We start from the raw sequence: 20,768 nt of genomic DNA, 5'->3' as shown, positions 1-20,768 counted from the left end.
TTCAGAGTTCACCCAAAGTGATGCGCAGCATGCGCCGCAAGGGCTCGGCCGCACCCCATAACAGTTGATCGCCCACCGTAAACGCGCTGAGATATTCGGGCCCCATGGACATTTTTCGCAAGCGGCCAACAGGAATATCGAGCGTTCCGGTAACAGCTACCGGCGTTAATTCGCGCATGGTAGCTTCGCGCGTGTTGGGGATGACCTTGGCCCACTTGGAGCCCTGGCGCAGAATATCGGAGATTTCGTCCAGCGGCACATCGCTCTTGAGCTTGATAGTAAGAGCCTGGCTATGGCAGCGCATGGCGCCAATGCGCACGCACAAACCATCGATAGGCGTAAGCCCGGAACCAAAAGCCGGGCCGCGACCCAGAATTTTATTGGTTTCAGCCTCGGCCTTCCATTCTTCCTTCGACATGCCATTGCCCAGGTCTTTGTCGATCCAGGGGATAAGGCTGCCGCCCAGCGGAACGCCGAAATTGTCTTGCGGCAGGCTGCTGTCCTGCTGCTTCAGCAAGACGCCGCGATCGATTTCCAGAATTGCCGAGGCGGGATCGTCAAGCAAAGGCCTGACGGCTTCATTGAGCAATCCGAACTGTGTCAGCAGTTCGCGCATATGCTGGGCGCCACCGCCCGACGCTGCCTGGTAGGTCATGCTGCTCATCCAGTCGATCAGATTGCTGTTGAACAGGCCGGCCAGGCCCATGAGCATGCAGCTTACGGTGCAATTGCCACCTATGTAGTTCTTGATGCCGCGTTGCAGCGCGGCGTCGATCACCGGGCGGTTGACCGGGTCGAGCACAATGATTGCGTCATCTTTCATGCGCAAGGTACTGGCCGCGTCTATCCATATGCCGTCCCAGCCCGCCGCGCGCAGCTTGGGGTATACCGCCGAGGTGTAGTCGCCGCCCTGGGCCGTTACGATGATCGGCAATTTTTTCAGGGCATCGATATCGTGGGCGTCTTGCAGCGCCGGTGCACCGTCGGCCCACTTCGGAGCAGGGCCGCCCGCATTGCTGGTGGAAAAAAACACCGGTTGGAATAAAGAAAAATCATTTTCGTCGCGCATGCGCTGCATGAGGACCGAACCCACCATGCCTCGCCAACCGACCAAACCTACTGCCTGGTTCATTTCAAATCACTTAAAAAAATAAAAATCACGCGTAAAGCATTATAAATCAAGCCTAAAGCATCATTTTAATGCTTTCAATACGGCATCGCCCATTTCGGAGGTCGACACCTTGCGGGTGCCTGGCTCGAAAATATCGGCCGTGCGCAGGCCCTGCTCCAGCACGGCTTGCACCGCGGCCTCGACCCGATCGGCTTGCGCGGCAGCGTTCAGCGAATACCGCAGCAGCATGGCCGCCGACAGTATGGTGGCCAGGGGATTGGCGATGTTTTGCCCGGCGATGTCCGGCGCCGAACCATGGCTGGGCTCATACAGGCCCTGATTCGAGGCATTGAGCGAAGCCGAGGGCAGCATGCCGATCGAACCTGTCAGCATGGCGGCTTCGTCGGACAGGATATCGCCGAACAAATTGCCGGTTACGATGACATCGAACTCTTTGGGCGCCCGCACCAGTTGCATGGCGGCATTATCGACATACATGTGCGAGAGCTGCACATCCGGATAGTCGCGAGCCACTTCGATCATGATGTCGCGCCAGAACTGCGAGGTCTCGAGCACATTCGATTTATCGACGCTGCACAGCTTTTTATTGCGCTTTCGAGCAGCCTCGAAGCCGACCCGCCCGATGCGCCGTATCTCGGATTCGGCGTAGTGCATGGTGTCGAAGCCCTGACGCTCGCCCTTGAACGGCCCATCCTGAACATCGCGCACGCCGCGCGGCTGGCCAAAATAGATATCGCCGGTCAGCTCACGGACAATCAGTATATTCAGCCCGGACACCACCTCGGGCTTCAGCGACGAGGCATTGGCCAATTGCGGGTACAGAATGGCCGGACGTAAATTGGCAAACAGCCCCATGGCTTTGCGCAAACCCAGAATGGCCTGCTCAGGCCGGAATTCACGCGGCAGGCTATCGTATTTCCAGTCGCCTACCGCGCCAAACAGCACCGCCGCGGAGCCTTTCGCCAAATCGAGTGTCGACGGCGGCAAGGGATGCTCCAGCGCATCGAATGCCGCCCCGCCCACCGGGGCGATCTGCGTTTCAATACCCAGGCCCAGGGCATGCAGTACGCGCACGGCCTGTTCGGTAATTTCAGGGCCGATGCCGTCGCCCGGTAATACTGCTATTTTGTGACTCATGATTTATCCTGATAGCTGCCAAGGCAAGGCGGCGGTAGACATACCGCCGCCTTGCCCAACAGTCCTTTATAAAGTGAATGAATGGCAAAGCCAAGCTTCGCCGCGCCCGTCAGGGCGAAAAAAGCCGAAGTTGTGCGATTCATGCAACTGGGGCCGCTGAATATGGCAAAGGCCGCGGTAACGCGGCCTTGTCCGGGCGCAAAGGCCCAAACCGGAATCCGACCCTATCGTGCCTGGCTGACCGGATGCGCTTCAAGCCAAGGAAACCGCGTCAGGCGCTCGGCCTCGAACGCACGAATCTGATCCGATTTCTGCAGCGTCAGGGCGATGTCGTCCAGGCCATTGAACAGGCAATGTTTGCGAAACGGCTCAATGTCGAAACTCAGTTCGCGCCCATCCTGGGCAATGACCACCTGACGCTCCAGATCGATGCGCAACTGATAGCCGACAAAGGCTTTTACCTCGTCCAGCAGGCGCGCTACCTCAAGTTCGGAAAGTACAATCGGCAGCAGGCCATTCTTGAAACTGTTATTGAAGAAAATGTCGGCATACGACGGCGCGATAATGGCGCGAAAACCGTATTGCGACAGCGCCCACGGCGCATGCTCGCGACTTGAGCCGCAACCGAAGTTCTTGCGCGCCAGCAGAATCGAGGCCCCCTTGTAGCGGGGCTGATTCAGGACGAAATCGGGGTTGAGCGGACGCTTGCTGTTATCCATGCCGGGTTCGCCGTGATCCAGGTAGCGCAGCTCATCGAACAGATTGGGGCCGAATCCCGAGCGTTTGATGGACTTCAGGAATTGCTTGGGAATGATCAGGTCGGTATCGACATTCTCACGATCGAGCGGGGCCACTATGCCTTTATGGGTGGTAAATGCTTGCACGGTAATTCCTTAGCGAAAATTTCTGACGTCGACAAAATGCCCGGCAACCGCCGCTGCTGCCGCCATGGCCGGACTGACCAGGTGCGTGCGCCCGCCCTGGCCCTGGCGCCCTTCAAAATTGCGATTCGAGGTCGAGGCGCAACGCTCGCCCGGTTCCAGGCGATCGGCATTCATGGCCAGGCACATGGAGCAACCCGGTTCGCGCCACTCGAAGCCGGCCGCAATAAAGATTTTGTCCAGGCCTTCCTGCTCGGCCTGTTTTTTAACCAGCCCCGAGCCAGGCACCACCATGGCTTGCCTGACATTCGCGGCAACGCGCTTGCCGCGCGCGACCAGCGCCGCGGCACGCAAGTCTTCGATGCGGGCATTGGTACAGGAGCCGATGAATACCTTGTCGATGCGAATATCGACCAGAGGCGTATTGGGCTTCAAACCCATATATTGCAAGGCGCGCTCCATGCCACTGCGGCGCAGCTCGTCTTTTTCCTTGTCGGGATCCGGAACACGGCTATCGACCGACAGAACCATTTCAGGCGAAGTGCCCCAGGTCACTTGCGGAGTAATCTGGCGCGCGTCGATCTCAACGATGCGGTCGAACTTGGCGCCTTCATCGGAATGCAGCGTGCTCCAGTATTGCACCGCCTGGTCCCACACTATGCCAGTGGGCGCGTAAGGACGTCCGCGGAAATACTCGATGGTTTTTTCGTCGACCGCCACCATGCCCGAGCGAGCCCCCGCCTCGATGGCCATATTGCAGACAGTCATGCGGCCTTCAACCGACAGGGCGCGAACCGTGCTGCCCGCAAATTCGATGGCAGAGCCGGTGCCGCCGGCCGTGCCGATCTTGCCGATGACATAAAGCACCAAGTCTTTGGCGGTGCAGCCGAAAGGCAATTCACCTTCGACGCGAACCAGCATGTTCTTGTTCTTTTTCATGAGCAAGGTCTGAGTTGCCAGCACGTGCTCCACCTCGGAGGTGCCGATGCCGAACGCCAGGGTCCCCAGAGCGCCGTGAGTGCTGGTGTGCGAATCGCCGCATACGACCGTCATGCCAGGCAAGGTCGCACCCTGCTCCGGCCCAATGATGTGCACAATGCCTTGACGCAAATCATTCATGCGAAATTCGGTAATGCCGAATTTCTCGCAGTTGTCGTCCAGCGTATCGACCTGCAAGCGGGAAACCGGGTCCTGAATGCCTTGGCTGCGCGCGGTGGTGGGCACGTTGTGATCGGCAACCGCCAGATTGGCTCCAACCCGCCACGGCTTGCGGCCCGCCAGGGTCAGGCCTTCGAACGCCTGGGGGCTGGTAACTTCGTGCACCAGATGGCGATCGATGTACAGCAGACAGGTACCGTCGGACTCTTGATGCACGACATGTGCATCCCAGAGTTTGTCGTATAAAGTTTGGGCCATGGCAATGCTCTTAGAAAGGACAAATTAAAGGTATCAGCCATGCGATTTTCGCCATGGCTGCGGTACCCCCGGGATTACAGCCCGAACACCACCGATCGGTGCAGCGCTGTATAAACCCAAGTGTTTCCGGGACGATTTTTATTTATTATGCCACCGCCAGAACCTAGTACAAGAAGAGATTTTATACTGGTATAAAAAGTGATATCCTGCAGATAAAGAGCCTACCATCACGGAGATTCGGGATGGGATAGGAACGCTCCAAACACCTGCGGCACTGTTAAGCAAACACTAGAGGGTGCCGCCCCTGCCCGGGCCGCCACCCCCGCGCCTTAAGAACGCGAACAACAGGTACCCGCATGAAGAGGCGCCACCTGCGATTTGACGGGGATCAGCCCAGCCAGACCCTGGCATTGCGGAACATGCGCATCCAGGGGCTGGCATCGCCGCCGCTGTCGCGGGCGCCCCAGCGCGGCGGCGACCACGACAGCATTACATTGCGCGTGACCCGTTCAGCATGCGGCATCAGCACGGTAAAACGGCCATCGGCCGTGGTAACCCCAGTCAGGCCTTGCGGGCTGCCATTGGGATTGTACGGATACACCTCGGTGCGCTGACCATGATTATCGACAAAGTTGAGCGCGCTGCGCACTTTGCCGATGTCGCCCTGCTGCGCAAAATTGGCAAAACCTTCACCATGGGCCACCGCAACCGGAAGCCGGGTTCCCGCCATGCCTCGCATGAACAGCGACGGGGAATCGGGAATTTCGACCAGGGAAAGGCGAGCCTCGTATTTTTCCGACACATTGCGTGTAAAACGCGGCCAATGCTCGGCACCCGGAATCATGCCGGCCAGAGCCGCCATCATCTGGCAGCCGTTGCACACCCCAAGCGCAAAAGTATCGGGGCGGGCGAAGTACCCGGCAAATTGGTCCGACAGCTGCTGATTGAAGCGGATCGTGCGGGCCCAGCCCTCGCCGGCGCCCAGTACATCGCCATAGCTGAATCCACCCACAGCCACCAGGCCCTGCACATCGTCCAGACGCACGCGGCCCGACAACAGGTCGGTCATGTGCACATCCCAGGCCTCGAAGCCGGCCTTGTCGAAAGCCCAGGCCATTTCCACCTGGCTATTGCAGCCCTGCTCGCGCAAGATAGCCACGCGGGGCCGCTTGCCTGTGGAGATGAACGGCGCGGCAATGTCTTCCTGCGGATCGAACGCAACGGCCGGTGTAAAACCCGGGTCGCCTGTATTTTGCCAAGTATCGAATTCGGCCTGCGCGCATTGGGGATTGTCCCGCCGGGCCATGATCTGGCGGCTGACCTCGCTCCATTGTTGGCCCAGATCGAAGCGGGTGTGCTTGTAAATGCATTTTCCGTCGCGATAAATCTGGATTTCGTCCTGGGTATTCAAGCCACCCAGCACGTGCGAATAAGCCGACAGGCCCGCTTCGCGCAACTGCTGCATAACCCTATCGCGCTGCGCCAACGGCACCTGTACGACCGCCCCGGCCTCTTCGGCAAACAAGGCTTTCAGTGTCAGCTCGTCACGCTGCACCGCAACCTGCTCAGTACGTATTTTGTAGTCGCCCCAGTCCGATGCGCGAGGATCGATCGTCAGCATATCGAGATTGATCGAAACCCCGACATGCCCGGCAAACGCCATTTCACATAGGGTAGCCAGCAGGCCGCCGTCGGAGCGGTCGTGGTAGGCCAGGATATGGCCATCGGCCGCCAATTGGCGCACGGTGCTGAAAAAAGCCTGCAGGGACTCGGGCTCATCCATGTCCGGTACGGCCTTGCCGACCTGGTTGAACACCTGGGCCAATATCGACCCGCCCAGGCGATTGCGCCCTCGGCCCAGATCGACCAGGATCAAGACCGTCTCGCCCGCGTCGGTGCGCAATTGCGGAGTCAGGGTGGCGCGCACATCGGCCACTGGCGCAAAAGCCGTAACAATGAGCGAAACGGGAGCGATCACCTCGCGCTTGTCGCCGCGCTCGTCCCAGGAAGTGCGCATGGACAGGGAGTCCTTGCCAACGGGAATCGACAGGCCCAATTGCTGGCACCAGGTGCTCACCGCAAAAACGGTGTCGTACAGCGCCGCATCCTGTCCGTCCACACCGCAGGCCGCCATCCAGTTGGCGGAAAGCTTGATGTCTTCAAGGCGTTTCACATCGCTGGCAACCAGATTGGTCAGGGCCTCGGTGACCGCCATGCGGCCCGAGGCCGCGGCGTCGATAACGGCCAGCGGCGTGCGCTCACCCATGGCCATTGCCTCGCCGCGCACTCCTTCGAAATCCGCGAGAGTCACGGCACAATCGGCCACCGGCACCTGCCAGGGTCCCACCATCTGGTCGCGGCTGCTCAGGCCCCCTACAGAACGGTCGCCTATAGTGATCAGGAAATTCTTGTTCGCCACCGTTGGGTGCCGCAAAACCCGCTGTATCGCATCGTCGAGTGTCATGACGGTCAGATCGACCGGCGCAACAACGCCGGGCAAACGCTGTACGTCGCGCGTCATGCGCGGCGGCTTGCCCAGAATCACATCGATGGGCACATCGACCGGACGAATGGCGGAATCGGCCTTGGGAACAAGCTGCTCGCTAACCCCGGGCAAACCTTCGCCATGCGTCACGCGCAATTGCCGCTCTTCGGTCGCCACCCCGACCACCGCGTACGGACAGCGCTCGCGCCGCGCGATGGCGTCGAAGCGAGCCAGGTCTTTGGGCTGTATCGCCAGCACATATCGCTCCTGGGCCTCATTGCTCCAGATTTCGGCGGCCGACAAGCCCGATTCCTCAAGGTGCACCTGCTGCAGTTCGAACACGGCGCCACGGCCCGCATCGTTCACCAGTTCGGGAAAGGCATTGGACAGGCCCCCGGCGCCCACATCGTGAATCGCCAGCACCGGGTTGCCGCTTCCCTGCTGCCAGCATCGATCGATCACTTCCTGGGCGCGCCGCTCGATTTCGGGATTGCCGCGCTGCACCGAATCGAAATCGAGCTCGGCGCTATTGGCTCCGGCGCTCATGCTGGAAGCCGCCCCGCCACCCATGCCGATGCGCATTCCGGGCCCACCCAACTGGACCAGCAAGGCACCCGGCGGAATAGGATCCTTGTGAGTAAGCCTATCATCGATGGAACCCAGGCCGCCGGCAATCATAATGGGTTTGTGATAGCCCCAGCGAACGTCGCCCGCCGTCTGTTCATAGGTACGGAAATAGCCCAGCAGATTGGGGCGCCCGAACTCGTTATTGAACGCCGCCCCTCCGATGGGGCCGTCGATCATGATATCGAGGGCGCTGGCGATCCGCTCGGGAGACCCATGCGAGTCTTCTTCCCAAGGCTCCAGGCCATCATCGAAACGCAGGTTCGACACAGTAAAACCCGTCAGCCCCGCCTTGGGCTTGGAACCCCTGCCAGTTGCTCCTTCATCGCGAATCTCGCCTCCGGCACCGGTGGCGGCGCCGGGGAACGGGGCAATGGCGGTGGGATGGTTATGCGTTTCAACCTTCATCAAGGTGTGCACGACCGCGTCTGTGTGGCCATAGCGGGCCGCGGCCGTTTCACCGGGCAGCGCGGCATAAAATTGCCGGGCCCGGCCACCCTCCATGACAGCCGCGTTGTCGGAATAAGCCACCACGGTGCCTTGGGGCTGGGCCGCATGCGTGGCACGTATCATGCCAAACAGGGTATGGGTCTGCGCCACGCCATCGATGACCCACTGCGCATTGAAAATCTTGTGGCGGCAATGCTCGCTATTGGCTTGGGCGAACATCATCAGCTCAACGTCGGTGGGATTGCGCCCCAACTGCCTGAAGGACTGGTCCAGGTACTCGACCTCGTCTTCAGACAAGGCAAGGCCCAGATTCCGGTTGGCTTCCAGCAACGCGGCCTGCCCTCGCTTCAGCACGTCTATGGTCTGTATGGGTTTGCCGGCCAACGAAGCAAACAGCGCCGCACCGTCGAAAGCGGCATCAACCACCGTTTCAGTCATGCGATCATGCAGGCACGAGGCTATTTGTGCCAACTGCCCTTCATCGATATGCCTGGGCCCCAATATCCCCCGGCCAGGATGCACAAGGTAGCGAATACCCCGTTCAATGCGGCGCACGGCCGGCAAGCCGCAGTTATGCGCAATGTCGGTAGCTTTGCTGGCCCAGGGCGATACCGTTCCCAACCGGGGCACGACACGCAACACCAGAGCCTGCTTGTCGCCTTTCAAGGCCTGGGCCGGTTCGCCATAATCGAGCAGCGCGGCCAGCCTTTCCCGGTCTTGCCCGGATAATTCGGACTCGCTCCACACATAGTGTTCAAACTGGCCCTGGATATCGGACACCGGCAAGTCAAGCTGGGCAAAACGCTTTAGCAGGCGCTCGCGGCGAAACGACGACAAAACCGAAGAACCAAGAAAATGCTGGATAGAATTCACGATGAAGGCGCAGGCTGAATGATGTAAAACCGCATTTTAACGGCTTAAGCACAACTCGGCTGACGCATGCCGGAAGTATATTTCCCACTCTTCCGGACAAGCGCGGCCCCAGCCCTGCCATCCCGGGAAAAAACGGCTTGCCGTTACAAGGAAGGGTAGCTGATTTCGATAATATCCAGCTCGTCGATGCCGGCCGGCGTACGCAAATTGACGGTGTCGCCCTCGCGGGACTTGATCAGGGCCCGCGCAACAGGCGAAATCCAGCTGATTTTCCCCTGCAAGGGCTCGGCTTCGTCCACACCCACGATCGTTACCCTGTGCTCTTCCCCCGCCTTGTCGGCATACAACACGGTCGCCCCGAAAAAAACCTGATCTTTATTGGGCTGGAAAGCGGGATCGACCACCTCGGCAATTTCAAGGCGTTTGGTCAAAAAGCGCATGCGCCGGTCGATTTCGCGCAAGCGTTTCTTGCCATACAGGTAATCGCCGTTCTCGGAACGATCGCCATTGGATGCCGCCCACGACACCACCTGTACGACCGAGGGACGCTCTTCGGTCATTAAATGCGCCAATTCGGCACGCAGCCTCTGATAGCCCTGCACCGTAATGTAATTCTTGGTGCCCGCCGGCAAAGGCGGGGCCTCGGTGCCCGGGTCCTCTTCGTCATCGTGATCGGATTCTTTTACAAAAGCTTTATTCATGGAGTGAAAAACGTAAACCTGCACAAGGGCTTGAACTTCAAGTTGGACGAGCTTGTTAAAAAGGCCTATTAAGCTTATATAAGCTATGACCCGTATCGAGCCATTTTGTTCAGGCCATTCGATTGGTCATGGATCAGACCCAATCGTGCCAGACCGCCCTTAAGTCGGCGGGCAGCAACGGCAGGGATCCCAGATCCTTTCTACTTTCGCCCGGGCTATGAAAATCGGAGCCGCAGGAGGCCATAAAGCCGTATCGACGCGCAACGTCGGCGTACTGCCTGTATTGATCGACGCTGTGGCTGCCGGTAATGACCTCAATGGCCTCGCCGCCCAACTGCTTGAACTCGTCGAACAAAGCACCAAACTGAACCGACGTGTAGTTGTAGCGCCCCGGATGCGCAATGACCGCCCGCCCGCCCGAATCGTGGATCCAGGCCAGCGCGTTTGCCAATTTTGCCCAGCTTCCCGACACATTGGCAGGCTTGTGATCGCCCAGGTATTTATCGAAAACCGCCTGCATGGTTTTACAGTACCCGCGCTCAACCATAAAACGAGCGAAATGCGTGCGGCTGATCAGCAAAGGGTTGCCGGCATAAGCCAGCGCGCCTTCGTAGCTGTCGGGGACACCCAGGTCCCGCAGACGATCGGCAATTTTACGGGCGCGCTCGACGCGGCCTGTGCGTATCTCGACCAGCCCTTGATTGAGGGCCGCATGGCCGGCATCGATGCCCAAGCCCACGATATGCACGGTTTTCCCCGACCACGTTACGGAAATTTCGATTCCGGGGACGAATTGCATGCCCAGTTCACGCGCCACCTGCCCGGCTTGCGGCAGGCCGGACACCTCGTCGTGATCGGTAAGAGCCCACATCTGTACACCGTTCGCATGTGCGCGCCGAGCAAGCGCATGCGGCTCGAGCACGCCATCTGAAACGGTGGAGTGGCAATGCAAATCGACATTCAAGTTTGGGGCTGACGGCATGTATCGGGATATATCCTGGGCATTTTCAAATACGTATCGAAAAACAACATACTCCGCTGTCAGTCGTCCAACAAAAATCGTTCGACCGGGTCAATTTGATCGTCGTTCAAAAAAGTGGGCGCATGGCCGACTCCCGGAACTTCGAACAGGCGCGCATGCGGATTACGGGCCAGCATCTGCTGGGCAACCTCGGCGGGCAGCAGATCCGACAAGGCTCCCCTGACCAGCAGGACAGGCGTCGCGATACTTTGATAGGCTCCCCATAACAGAACCTCGGAAGCCTGAACGGCTTCGGGCGTTTGCGAAGAAAACGGTTGTGACATGGCCAGATCGTAATGCTTGACCCAATGCCCGCCCTGATGATTGAACACGTACTTGGTGAGCTGCTCCCATTGGGCCTGGGTGTGGGGCCCGAAAGTTTCGGAAACAGTGTGCACATAATCGACGGCCTGGGCAAAAGTATCGAACTGCTTTGCTTCCGCCACATATTCACCGATACGCTTGAGTCCCTCGAAGTTCAGGCTGGGTCCGATATCGTTCAACACGATTTTACCCAGGCGCAAGGCCTGGCTGGCCGGCAGTCCGAATTCGCCCCGATCCGGACGAGCCGCGGCCGACATCGCGATCGAGCCGGCCAACGCCAGCAAAATCAGCCCTCCCATGGAAGTACCCAGGCAATCCAGTTGCGAAGCCTGCAGGCGATTGATCAGGGTCAGCACGTCGGCGGCATACTGCGGCACCACATAGCCGGACGGATCAAGCAGCCAGTCGGACTTGCCGCGGCCCGCCACGTCGGGGCACACCACCCGATAGTGGGCGCTCAGGCGAGCGGCCAGATTATCGAAATCCCGCCCGGTACGCGTCAGGCCGTGCAGGCACAACAACACTTTATCGTTCTGCGGATCGCCCCATTCCCAATAAGCCATGCGATGCAAGCCGGCAGGGCTCGCGCAGGTTACATAATCGAGACGGGGTTCTGTCATGACAAGGAGCTCGCTTAAAAAATACCATAGCCGCGCTTCAATGCAGGAATGCACCATGCGGCACAACCGGAGAGTGGATGTGGATGTATTACAGGATGGTAAACCGATTCGGAACAGGCTTCCAGTTTCGAACCGGTTTGGCTTACTCTACAAACATGGTGGCCGGGCATTCAAGATAGCCGCGCACCACTTGCACGAACTCCGCGGCATGCAGGCCGTCGACCACGCGATGATCGAATGAGGAAGACAGATTCATCATTTTTCTTGCGACCACCGCTCCGCCAAGAATGACCGGCCGTTCGACGATGCGGTTAATGCCCACTATAGCCACTTCCGGATGATTGATCACCGGGGTGGACACAATGCCGCCCAAGGCACCCAGGCTGGTGATGGTGATGGTTGAGCCGGAAAGCTCTTCGCGCGTGGCCTTGCCGGCGCGCGCCGCTTCGGCAAGGCGCGCGACTTGCGCGGCGCAGGCCCACAAATCGCATGCTTCGGCATGACGCAACACCGGCACCATCAAGCCATGTTCGGTTTGAGTCGCAACCCCCATATGTACGGCGCCGTAGCGGGTTACGACGCCTTTTTCGTCGTCGAAACGCGCATTGATCTGCGGAAAATCCCGCAAGGCCAGCACCATGGCCCGGATCAGCAAAGGCAGCATGGTAAGGCGGCCACGCTGGCCGCCCCACTTGGCATTAAGCCGCGCCCGCAATGCCTCGGACTCGGTCACATCGACTTCTTCCACATAGGTGAAGTGTGGAATATGACGCTTGGATTCCTGCATTTTTTGCGCAATCTTGCGGCGCAGACCTATGACGGGAACAGCGGTTTCATCGTGCCGCTGGCCATAGCGTGACGCAGTGGCGGTTGAAGCGGCCGGGGTGGCCGCATGGGCATCCAGATCTTCATGCCGGATGCGGCCGGCCGGACCGCTGCCCCGCACCTCGCTCAGTTCAAGCCCAAGCTCCCTGGCATGCCGGCGCACCGATGGAGAAGCCAGCGGCTTTTCACCCTGGGTCGATACCTGTTCGGCCAAGACCCCAGGCTCCCTTCCCGCCTGCGGCATCGAGGGCGCCGGCGCAGAATCGGCGGGCCGAACCTGGCGTTGCTCTTTTTTCTCGGGCGCATCCGGGCTGGAGCCGCCCTCGCCTTCAAGCTCGATACGTATCAATTCGGCACCCACGGCCAGCACATCGCCGACCGCACCGCCAAGAGCCACCACCGTACCCACCACAGGCGACGGCACCTCGACCGTCGCCTTGTCGGTCATGACTTCGGCCAGCACCTGGTCCTCGCTAACGCTATCGCCCGGCTGCACATGCCACTCGGCCAGCTCGACCTCTGCAATGCCTTCGCCTATGTCCGGCATTTTTATGATGTGAATAGCCATCATGCCCCCGGGCAACAAGCCGGAATAGACAGGGATGCGAAAATCATGTCAATTCTCCATTGCGCGCTTGAAGGCTGCGCCGACTCGCGCCGGCCCGGGAAAATATTCCCACTCTTGCGCATGCGGATAAGGTGTATCCCACCCAGCGACACGCTCGATCGGGGCTTCAAGATAATAGAAACAATGCTCCTGGATCAGCGCAACCAATTCGGCGCCAAAGCCGCTGGTACGCGTGGCCTCGTGCACCACTACGCAACGGCCGGTTTTTTTGACCGAACTGACGATTGCATTCAGATCCAGCGGCCAGATGCTGCGCAAGTCGATGATCTCGGCATTGATGCCGGTTTCCTGCGCCGCCGCTTCAGATACAAAAACCATGGTGCCGTACGTCAGTACGGTGAGATCGGAACCGGGACGAAAAACCGACGCGGACTCCAGCGGAACCGTGTAGTAGCCTTCCGGCACTTCGCCCAAGGGATGCTTGGACCATGGCACCACAGGCTGGTCGTGATGGCCGTCGAACGGACCGTTGTACAAGCGCTTGGGTTCCAGAAAAATGACTGGATCATCGTTTTCGATCGAAGCGATGAGCAGACCTTTGGCATCGTAGGGATTGGACGGCATCACCGTGCGCAGACCGCTGACATGCGTAAACAAGGCCTCCGGGCTCTGGCTATGGGTCTGGCCGCCATATATGCCTCCACCGCAGGGCATGCGTATCGTCAGCGGCGCGGTGAACTCGCCGGCCGAGCGGTAGCGCAGCCGCGCCGCCTCGGAGACGATTTGATCGGAGGCGGGATAAAAGTAATCGGCAAATTGAATCTCCACGACCGGACGCAGCCCATAGGCTCCCATGCCCACGGCGGCTCCGACTATCCCGCCTTCGGAGATCGGGGCATCGAATACGCGCGACTTGCCATACTTGGCCTGCAAGCCTTCAGTACAGCGAAACACGCCGCCGAAATAGCCGACATCCTGGCCGAAGACAACCACGTTGCTGTCGCGCTCGAGCATGACATCCATGGCGGAACGCAAGGCCTGGATCATGGTCATGGGCCGTGTGGGTAGATTGCTGTTCTCTGCCATGATCACCCCTGAAGCTGCTGGCGCTGCAAACGCAAATGCTCCGGCATGTCTTTATAGACATCCTCGAACATCGTCGCGGCACTGAAGGTGTGGCCGGTGGCCAAGGAACCGTAGCGCTCCGCTTCTTTCTGAGCGGCAATCACCAGCGCTTCCAATTCTTTTTGCGTCGCTTCGTGTTCTTTGTCGGACCAGGCATTGATGTTGATGAGATGCCGCTTGAGCCTGGGGATTGGGTCGCCCAGCGGAAACTGGGCCCAATCGTCAGCCGGACGATACTTGGACGGGTCGTCCGATGTTGAGTGCGGGCCGCCCCGGTAGCTTACCCATTCGATCAGGGTAGGTCCGAGATTGCTGCGGGCGCGCTCGATAGCCCATTGCGACGCGGCATACACCGCCAGAAAATCATTGCCGTCAACACGCAGGGAAGCAATGCCGCAACCGACGCCCCGCGCAGCGAACGTAGTGCTTTCACCACCGGCCAAGGCCTGGAAGGTGGAAATAGCCCACTGGTTATTGACAACGTTGAGGATGACCGGCGCGCGATAAACATGCGCGAACGTCAGGGCGGTATGAAAATCGGCCTCGGCCGTAGCGCCGTCGCCTATCCAGCCGGAAGCGATTTTGGTGTCGCCCTTGATGGCCGAGGCCATGCCCCACCCTACCGCCTGGATGAACTGCGTGGCCAGATTTCCGGAAACGGAAAAGAAACCCGCCTTGCGCACGGAGTACAGCACCGGAAGTTGCCTGCCCTTGAGCGGATCGCGTTCGTTCGACAACAACTGGCAGATCAGGTCGACCAGGGGAACATCGCGCACCATCAACAGGCTTTGCTGGCGATACGATGGGAAGCACATATCGCCTTCGGAGAGCGCCATGCCATGAGCGGTGCCTATCGCCTCTTCACCCAGGCACTGCATGTAGAAGGATAATTTTTTCTGCCGCTGCGCAATCAGCATGCGGGCATCGAAAATGCGCGTTTTCATCATGGCCCGCATCCCGGCGCGCAGCTGTTGCGGATCGAGATCAGGCGCCCAGGGGCCGACGGCATTGCCATCGTCGTCGAGCACCCGCACCAGCGCATAGGCCAGATCGCCGGTTTCGACAGGCGCCACATCGATGGGGGGGCGGCGCACCTCGCCGGCGGCGGACAGGTGTAGATACGAAAAGTCGGTTTTGTGCCCCGGACGCCCAGTGGGCTCCGGCACATGTAGCCGCAGGGGTGATGTGTGTCTCATTGCTTTTTGCTCGCTTTCGAAGAATCTTGTGAACGCTTCGCTGTCGAAAATATCTTATGGATAGTTAAGCAATCATCGCGCATCCTGGAAAAATCCGCAAGGCTGCCTGCTCGGGAGGAAAAATGGGCAGCCTACAAAAACCGGCAAATGCGGGCCATGCCTGCCCATTTGCGCAAGGCTGTGTCGAGCCTCATCAGCGGCCCTGCCAATAGCGCCGATATCGTTGGCGCGTGCTGTCGACCTGCAGGCCTGAACTGCGCGACCGGGCCAAAATGGCGCCTTGCAGATCGGTGCGCCAAAACCGGGCTCCCGCGTCCTGCCAGCGCCGCTGAACCTCAGGACTGGGATGCCCGTAGCGATTCCACAAACCGGCCTGGGCCAGCACATGCCCGGCCTGCACACGGCTTACGAAACCTGGACTCGATGAATACCGGGATCCATGGTGCGCCGCCATCACGACATCGACCCGCCCCAGGCCGCGGTCCAGCAGGGACGCTTCTTGCGCATGCCCGATATCGCTGGTGAGCAGCAGCGAATGGTGACGGCCGCGAATCAGCAGGACACAGGCCTGGTCGTTGCGCCTGGCGGACGGATCCGGCCGGCTTGATTTGAGCGGCCACAAAAATTGAAATTCGACCTCATCGGTCGACCACGCCACGCCCCGCTCGCAGGACGACATGGCCAGCGGCAGCCGCGGCATCTCTTGCGGTTTGCCAAGCAGGCCCGCCTCGCGCCGCAGATAGGCAGACAAATCGAAAGAACTGTAAGACTGCCCCACAGGAACCGACTCAAGCACGCTGCGAACGCCTCCGGCGTGATCGATATCGGCGTGCGATATCACCATCACGTCAAGCTTCTTGATTCCCGCGGACTGCATAAATGGCCACACCGTGCGGGCGCCTTCATCCGAAGCGGCGCTCGTGCGCAAACCGGTATCGAATAACAGTGCGTGACGCGCAGTCTGGACCACGATGGCGCTGGACTGCCCGACATCCAGCGCGAACAAGTCCCAACTCCCTTGCGGCGGCCGCTCCGGACGCCAGCACAAAGCAGGCAACGTAAGCAGCCAGGCGCAACGGCGGGCAGGAAAGCCATAAGGCATGACAGCCAGGAGCAAGCCACACAATGCCAAAGCCATAAGCCACCATGGCGCTTCGGCCACATCGAAACTGGCCGGCCCGAGCTCGGCGAGCCAGACCGTCGGCCCCATCATCAGGTCAAGGCTGGCATGACCGAGCCACGCCAGGCTTGCGGCCAGCCACTCAAGGCCAGGCACGAAAGCAGCGGCCGCCAGTAACAGGGACAAGGGAGTCACCACCATGCTGATGACAGGAATCGCATAGGTATTCGCCAATGGAGAAACTATGGAAATCTGATGGAAAATCAGGGCCAGAAACGGCATCAGGGCTACGGTAATCGCCAGTTGCAGACGGCTGGCGGAATGCAGGAAACTGAGCATGCGGCGCGTACGGGTCATTGCGGCCGCGCGCAGGCGCTGTCCCGCCCAGGACGAACTGGCCATCAGCACATAAACGGCGCCGAACGACAGCCAGAACCCGCTGGCGAACAAAGCCCACGGATCCAGCATAACTACCGCAAAGACCACCATGCATAACAGCCTCGAACTGTTCAGGGGCAAGCGCACCACATGCGCCACTGCCACCACCGCCAGCATCAGGAATGTGCGCCGCGCAGGAACCCCCCAGCCGGCCAGCAGGCAATAAAGCCACGCTACCCACAAAGCCGCAATAGCCGCGGCAATCTGGGCCGGCATGCGTTCCGCCAGTGCCCGGCCGCGAAACCGCAATCGGCGCCAGATCCACAGCATTGCCATCCCGCCCAGGGCCGCAATCATGGTGATATGCGAACCACTGATCGATACCAGATGAGTAATTCCGGTGCGATTGAAAACCTGCCAATCCCCAGCGCCGACACTGGCCTGGTCGCCTATGGCCAGGGCCAGCAGCACGGCGCCATAGCGCATGCCCTCGAGATGGGGCCGCATAGCTTCACGCACGTAGTGGCGGGCTCTTTGCGCAACAATGGACAAACTCGCCCAGGCCTGGTCGCCCAGATACTGCGGCGTGCCACGCACGCTGCCCGTTGCCCGCAGCCCCTGCGCAAACATATAGGCTTCAAAATCGAAGGCATGGGGGTTGCGGGCGCCGTGGGGCTTTTTCAGCGTGAGCGCCATGCGCCAGATCTGGCCGGGGATCAGGTCCGGAAAATCGGCCGGCTCTTGGCCAAAGCGCCCATACGGTCCGGTTTTCCCCGGAGCCACCCAGGAAACAAAAATCCTCGACGGCACACCCGCCGGCTGCGATGAAATGACCTCGGCCTCAAAATGGCGACTATCCGGATTCAGCTTGACCAGGCTGGCCACGCGCAGCACCACCCGCGATACGCGATTTTCGTTTCCCTGGCTCAATTCGTCTGCCAGCCGATATTCAATCCTGGCGGCGGCCAGCACCAGGCCCAATACTGCCGCCCACAGCGGCCACAAAACCTGCCACGGACGGCTGGTTTTCAGTATCGGCAAGGACACAAGCACGGCAGCCAACACCACGCCCGCCCAGATGGCGTAACCCGGCATGGCGGCAAGGCACTGTACCGCAGCGGTTGCCAGCACTACAGCCAGCAGGCATAAACGCCCAGTCACGTTTCGCACTCCCAAAACGGGAAAGCGTAGCGGCGGCGGTTCGATAAAACCGCCGCACGGCGACATATTCGAGATAGTGGATACTACCTGGACTGCAGGTTCCGGCAGTCCGTGAGGCTCAGGCTTGCAGCAATTGCTCGAAAATATCGGCGGACCCCATTTGTCCGCCCTTGAGCATCAGCTCCATGCCGTTCAGCACCGGATCATCGCTATGCGCTCGGCACAAGGCAACCCCCGGGCTCAGTACGCGAACAAAAGACAATGCCCATATGTCCAGTGCCTTGGCCGCGCGGCTGGAGGTGTCGCCTCCGGCAACACCCAACCGCAGCAAGGGCCGCGGCCCGGCGGCCTGCCGCTCTACAACCCGCTTGACCAGTTCGGCGGTTACCAGCGCCAGATCGTCGGAGCACACGTCTGGAGTGCGCGGCCCACCGGCTTCCACGTAGGCCAGTACATGGCTGCCCGCGTCGAGCAGCCCGGCGATCGACTCAATCTGCCTGGCAAGATAGGACGGGTCGGAGATCAACTGCCGGCTGCCTAGCGGCAGACGCCGATAAGAGCCCGCCTGTTCCACCTGCCTGGCCGTAACCGGCGACATGCTGCCTGCAAAAACAAATACAGCGCCAGGGTCTTTACGCCCGGCGGGCGGCGCGGCGGGCTCAATGCCAGGCCCCCAGTGAACGGCCAGCGCCTGCACGACGCTGCTTGGGCCGGCGACCAGCAATGACCCTTGCCGTGCCTGCCGCCAAATCTGCCGGCCCAAGGGTCCCAGGTGCGATCTGTCGGCTATGTCGAACAGCACTGCGGCTGGACCGGCTCCTTTCAAATCCTGCAGCGTTGCGTCGACCTGGCCATCGAACTCATCCTCAGGCAAGCCATAACTGGGGTAATGCACGGCCTCGATCGGCGCCGCCCATTGCTGTCCCAGGTGGAGGCGCAAATCGGCCTCACCCATGGGCGTAACAGGGTGCTGCGTCATGGTGGGATGGCGATCCAGCCGGCAGACCTTGCCGCCTGCGCCGGCCGCGGCAAACAAATTGCTGAAACAGCAATAACGGCCTATGTCAGGCTGCCCTCCCACGACATAGGCGGTGTCACGATCGACGTAAGCATCAAGAATGGACAGCGCCGCGCCAATGCTGCCGATCTTTGGCGAGCTGTCAAAAGTGGAACAGCATTTGTAATGCAATACCGAAACTTGCAGCGTTTTGAAAAACGCTCCGATGCGAGGCAGCTCTTGCCGCATTGCCTGCGGACTCATGGTGCGCGCCGACCCGGCTATGCCCAGCGCGTCCAGCCCGCCCATCCGGATCATCTGCCGCGGTTCGGGAATATCCAGGAACAGCGCGCAACGCAGCCCGGCTTGCGCCGCAACCGCCAGCGTATCCGTGGCGCCGGTAAAATCATCGCCGTACCAGCCCAGTCTCATTATCTGGAATGTCCAAAGAACTCAAGCGCCGCCTTCAGCTCCGGCCTGGTCTGGCTATAGTGCTCGAGCGTTGCGCCCTCGCGTCGGGACTCCCAGGCCTGCCGTATGCTGACGACACCCGCGGCCGGCCCGCCCGGGTGGGCGAGAATGCCCCCACCGGACATGAACAGCAAGTCCTCGCTTTTGATGGCCGACCAGGTCGCCGGAACGGTGCCTGCCCATTGGCCCGAGGAAAACACGGGCAAGACACGGTCGTCCCTGTCTGCGGACATGGCGGTATAGCAGTCCGCGGCCGCGCTCACCACCTCTTCATCGCTCTGTGAAAACTTGCCCTGCAGGCCGTGTACGTGCATGTGGTCGATACCGCTCAGGCGCCACAGAGCCTGGTATGCCTGAAACGACATGCCCAGCATGGGATGGCGCGACAAGGCGCCAAAGCCATTCCTGTGCCCGTGCAAGGCCAGCCCGGTGCTTCTCCTGAGGCTTTGCACCGCCGAATAGCCGCACCAGTTCAGGCTGGCCATCACGCAACTGCCGCCCTCTCGTTCCACCAGCTCGGCATGGCGCCTCATGGCGTCGGTTTCGTCGCTGATATTGAAAGCCATCATGACATGCTTGCCGCTGCGCTCGGCATGTTCCCGGATAACGGACATGACAGCCGGCACACGCTCCGCCAAAGGCGCGTGCCGCGGATTGGCGCAAACTTCGTCGTCCTTGACAAAGTCCACACCGGCTTCGCACAGAACCTTGACCAATTCGGCAGTCTGCTTGGCGGACAAGCCCACATTGGGTTTGATGATGGTGCCGACGAGGCAGCCCGACGCGACGCCGATTCTGGCGCGTGTCCCTTGAATGCCAAGTGCGGGCAAATCATAGAGCATCCGATACCGGGATGGAATCGACAAAGACTCCAGCCGCAGGCCCGTCAGTTCGCCCAAATCGTACAAATTCCCCGAGACAGTGGCAGCCAGTGTCGGCAAATTGACGTCTATATTTTCAATCGGAAACGACACGTCCACTTTGGCCCGGTGCCAGGGCCCGCCTATGCCGCGTTTTTGCAAATAGGCATTGGGCAGGCTTGGCTCATCGCCCGGCGACAGCGCCTCGATTGACTCTACCGTTGCCCTGGCGCGCTCGCGCAATTCATCGGTTTCACCCTCCACCCGGGCAAATGTGCCGCACGATTGTTCTCCCGCCATGACCTCGGCAACCTTTTCGGGAGGGAACGGTGTTTCTATCAGATAACTGGCCAGGATGCGCTCGGCGTTCATGACATCTCATTCATATAGCTGGGAAAGGTCC

General features: G+C 60.2%; 14 protein-coding genes. All 14 read right to left on the bottom strand.

Annotated elements, in window-relative coordinates; translation table 11 throughout:
* Position 1: 1 nt before the first annotated feature.
* The 14 genes from asd to ACYVIS_RS14325 all read right to left on the bottom strand — a co-directional run bounded on the left by asd (position 2) and on the right by ACYVIS_RS14325 (position 20,737).
* The gene (asd, locus tag ACYVIS_RS14390) at positions 2–1,132 is read right to left on the bottom strand and encodes an aspartate-semialdehyde dehydrogenase (RefSeq protein ID WP_232742952.1); all 1,131 of its coding nucleotides are present in this window, start codon (positions 1,130–1,132) and stop codon (positions 2–4) included.
* Positions 1,133–1,192: 60 nt separating this feature from the next.
* On the bottom strand, positions 1,193–2,269 hold the full coding sequence (gene leuB, locus ACYVIS_RS14385) for a 3-isopropylmalate dehydrogenase (protein WP_232742951.1): 1,077 nt from the start codon (positions 2,267–2,269) through the stop codon (positions 1,193–1,195).
* A gap of 224 nt (positions 2,270–2,493) precedes the next feature.
* Positions 2,494–3,153, bottom strand: coding sequence for a 3-isopropylmalate dehydratase small subunit (leuD, locus tag ACYVIS_RS14380; RefSeq protein ID WP_232742950.1), 660 nt, complete (start codon positions 3,151–3,153; stop codon positions 2,494–2,496).
* A 9-nt stretch (positions 3,154–3,162) separates the two neighbouring features.
* Complete coding sequence (leuC, locus tag ACYVIS_RS14375; protein WP_232742949.1) at positions 3,163–4,566, bottom strand: 3-isopropylmalate dehydratase large subunit; 1,404 nt, start codon at positions 4,564–4,566, stop codon at positions 3,163–3,165.
* 388 nt (positions 4,567–4,954) lie between these two features.
* Positions 4,955–8,998 (bottom strand): phosphoribosylformylglycinamidine synthase, encoded by a 4,044-nt coding sequence (gene purL, locus ACYVIS_RS14370; protein WP_460874248.1) that lies wholly within the window; start codon positions 8,996–8,998, stop codon positions 4,955–4,957.
* Between the two features lie 143 nt (positions 8,999–9,141).
* Entirely contained in the window at positions 9,142–9,699 is a 558-nt protein-coding gene (gene greB, locus ACYVIS_RS14365; protein ID WP_232742947.1) for a transcription elongation factor GreB, read from the bottom strand.
* Positions 9,700–9,832: 133 nt separating this feature from the next.
* A complete protein-coding gene (locus ACYVIS_RS14360; protein ID WP_460874246.1) occupies positions 9,833–10,681 on the bottom strand; it encodes a 3',5'-nucleoside bisphosphate phosphatase in 849 nt (282 codons plus the stop codon).
* A 59-nt stretch (positions 10,682–10,740) separates the two neighbouring features.
* A complete protein-coding gene (locus tag ACYVIS_RS14355) occupies positions 10,741–11,664 on the bottom strand; it encodes an alpha/beta fold hydrolase (protein ID WP_232742945.1) in 924 nt (307 codons plus the stop codon).
* Between the two features lie 142 nt (positions 11,665–11,806).
* Positions 11,807–13,057 (bottom strand): dihydrolipoamide acetyltransferase family protein, encoded by a 1,251-nt coding sequence (locus tag ACYVIS_RS14350; RefSeq protein ID WP_460874396.1) that lies wholly within the window; start codon positions 13,055–13,057, stop codon positions 11,807–11,809.
* Positions 13,058–13,105: 48 nt separating this feature from the next.
* Entirely contained in the window at positions 13,106–14,143 is a 1,038-nt protein-coding gene (locus ACYVIS_RS14345) for an alpha-ketoacid dehydrogenase subunit beta (RefSeq protein ID WP_460874245.1), read from the bottom strand.
* 2 nt (positions 14,144–14,145) lie between these two features.
* Positions 14,146–15,378, bottom strand: a complete 1,233-nt coding sequence (locus ACYVIS_RS14340) for a 3-methyl-2-oxobutanoate dehydrogenase (2-methylpropanoyl-transferring) subunit alpha (protein ID WP_232742943.1) — start codon at positions 15,376–15,378, stop codon at positions 14,146–14,148.
* Between the two features lie 193 nt (positions 15,379–15,571).
* Entirely contained in the window at positions 15,572–18,037 is a 2,466-nt protein-coding gene (locus ACYVIS_RS14335) for a DNA internalization-related competence protein ComEC/Rec2 (protein WP_460874244.1), read from the bottom strand.
* A 118-nt stretch (positions 18,038–18,155) separates the two neighbouring features.
* On the bottom strand, positions 18,156–19,466 hold the full coding sequence (locus tag ACYVIS_RS14330) for a four-carbon acid sugar kinase family protein (protein ID WP_460874243.1): 1,311 nt from the start codon (positions 19,464–19,466) through the stop codon (positions 18,156–18,158).
* Entirely contained in the window at positions 19,466–20,737 is a 1,272-nt protein-coding gene (locus tag ACYVIS_RS14325) for a ribulose-bisphosphate carboxylase large subunit family protein (protein ID WP_460874242.1), read from the bottom strand. The genes ACYVIS_RS14330 and ACYVIS_RS14325 overlap by 1 nt, the downstream gene beginning before the upstream one ends.
* Positions 20,738–20,768: the final 31 nt, after the last annotated feature.

Source organism: Paralcaligenes ginsengisoli, assembly GCF_054781135.1.
This window is presented reverse-complemented; position numbering and strand designations above follow the sequence as displayed.

Excerpts from the sequence above, each read along its gene's own strand:
- greB (WP_232742947.1), bottom strand. The coding sequence starts at position 9,699 with ATGAATAAAGCTTTTGTAAAAGAATCCGATCACGATGACGAAGAGGAC.
- ACYVIS_RS14340 (WP_232742943.1), bottom strand. The coding sequence starts at position 15,378 with ATGAGACACACATCACCCCTGCGGCTACATGTGCCGGAGCCCACTGGG.
- ACYVIS_RS14360 (WP_460874246.1), bottom strand. The coding sequence starts at position 10,681 with ATGCCGTCAGCCCCAAACTTGAATGTCGATTTGCATTGCCACTCCACC.
- ACYVIS_RS14325 (WP_460874242.1), bottom strand. The coding sequence starts at position 20,737 with ATGAACGCCGAGCGCATCCTGGCCAGTTATCTGATAGAAACACCGTTC.
- asd (WP_232742952.1), bottom strand. The coding sequence starts at position 1,132 with ATGAACCAGGCAGTAGGTTTGGTCGGTTGGCGAGGCATGGTGGGTTCG.
- ACYVIS_RS14350 (WP_460874396.1), bottom strand. The coding sequence starts at position 13,057 with ATGGCTATTCACATCATAAAAATGCCGGACATAGGCGAAGGCATTGCA.
- leuB (WP_232742951.1), bottom strand. The coding sequence starts at position 2,269 with ATGAGTCACAAAATAGCAGTATTACCGGGCGACGGCATCGGCCCTGAA.
- ACYVIS_RS14355 (WP_232742945.1), bottom strand. The coding sequence starts at position 11,664 with ATGACAGAACCCCGTCTCGATTATGTAACCTGCGCGAGCCCTGCCGGC.
- leuC (WP_232742949.1), bottom strand. The coding sequence starts at position 4,566 with ATGGCCCAAACTTTATACGACAAACTCTGGGATGCACATGTCGTGCAT.
- ACYVIS_RS14345 (WP_460874245.1), bottom strand. The coding sequence starts at position 14,143 with ATGGCAGAGAACAGCAATCTACCCACACGGCCCATGACCATGATCCAG.
- ACYVIS_RS14330 (WP_460874243.1), bottom strand. The coding sequence starts at position 19,466 with ATGAGACTGGGCTGGTACGGCGATGATTTTACCGGCGCCACGGATACG.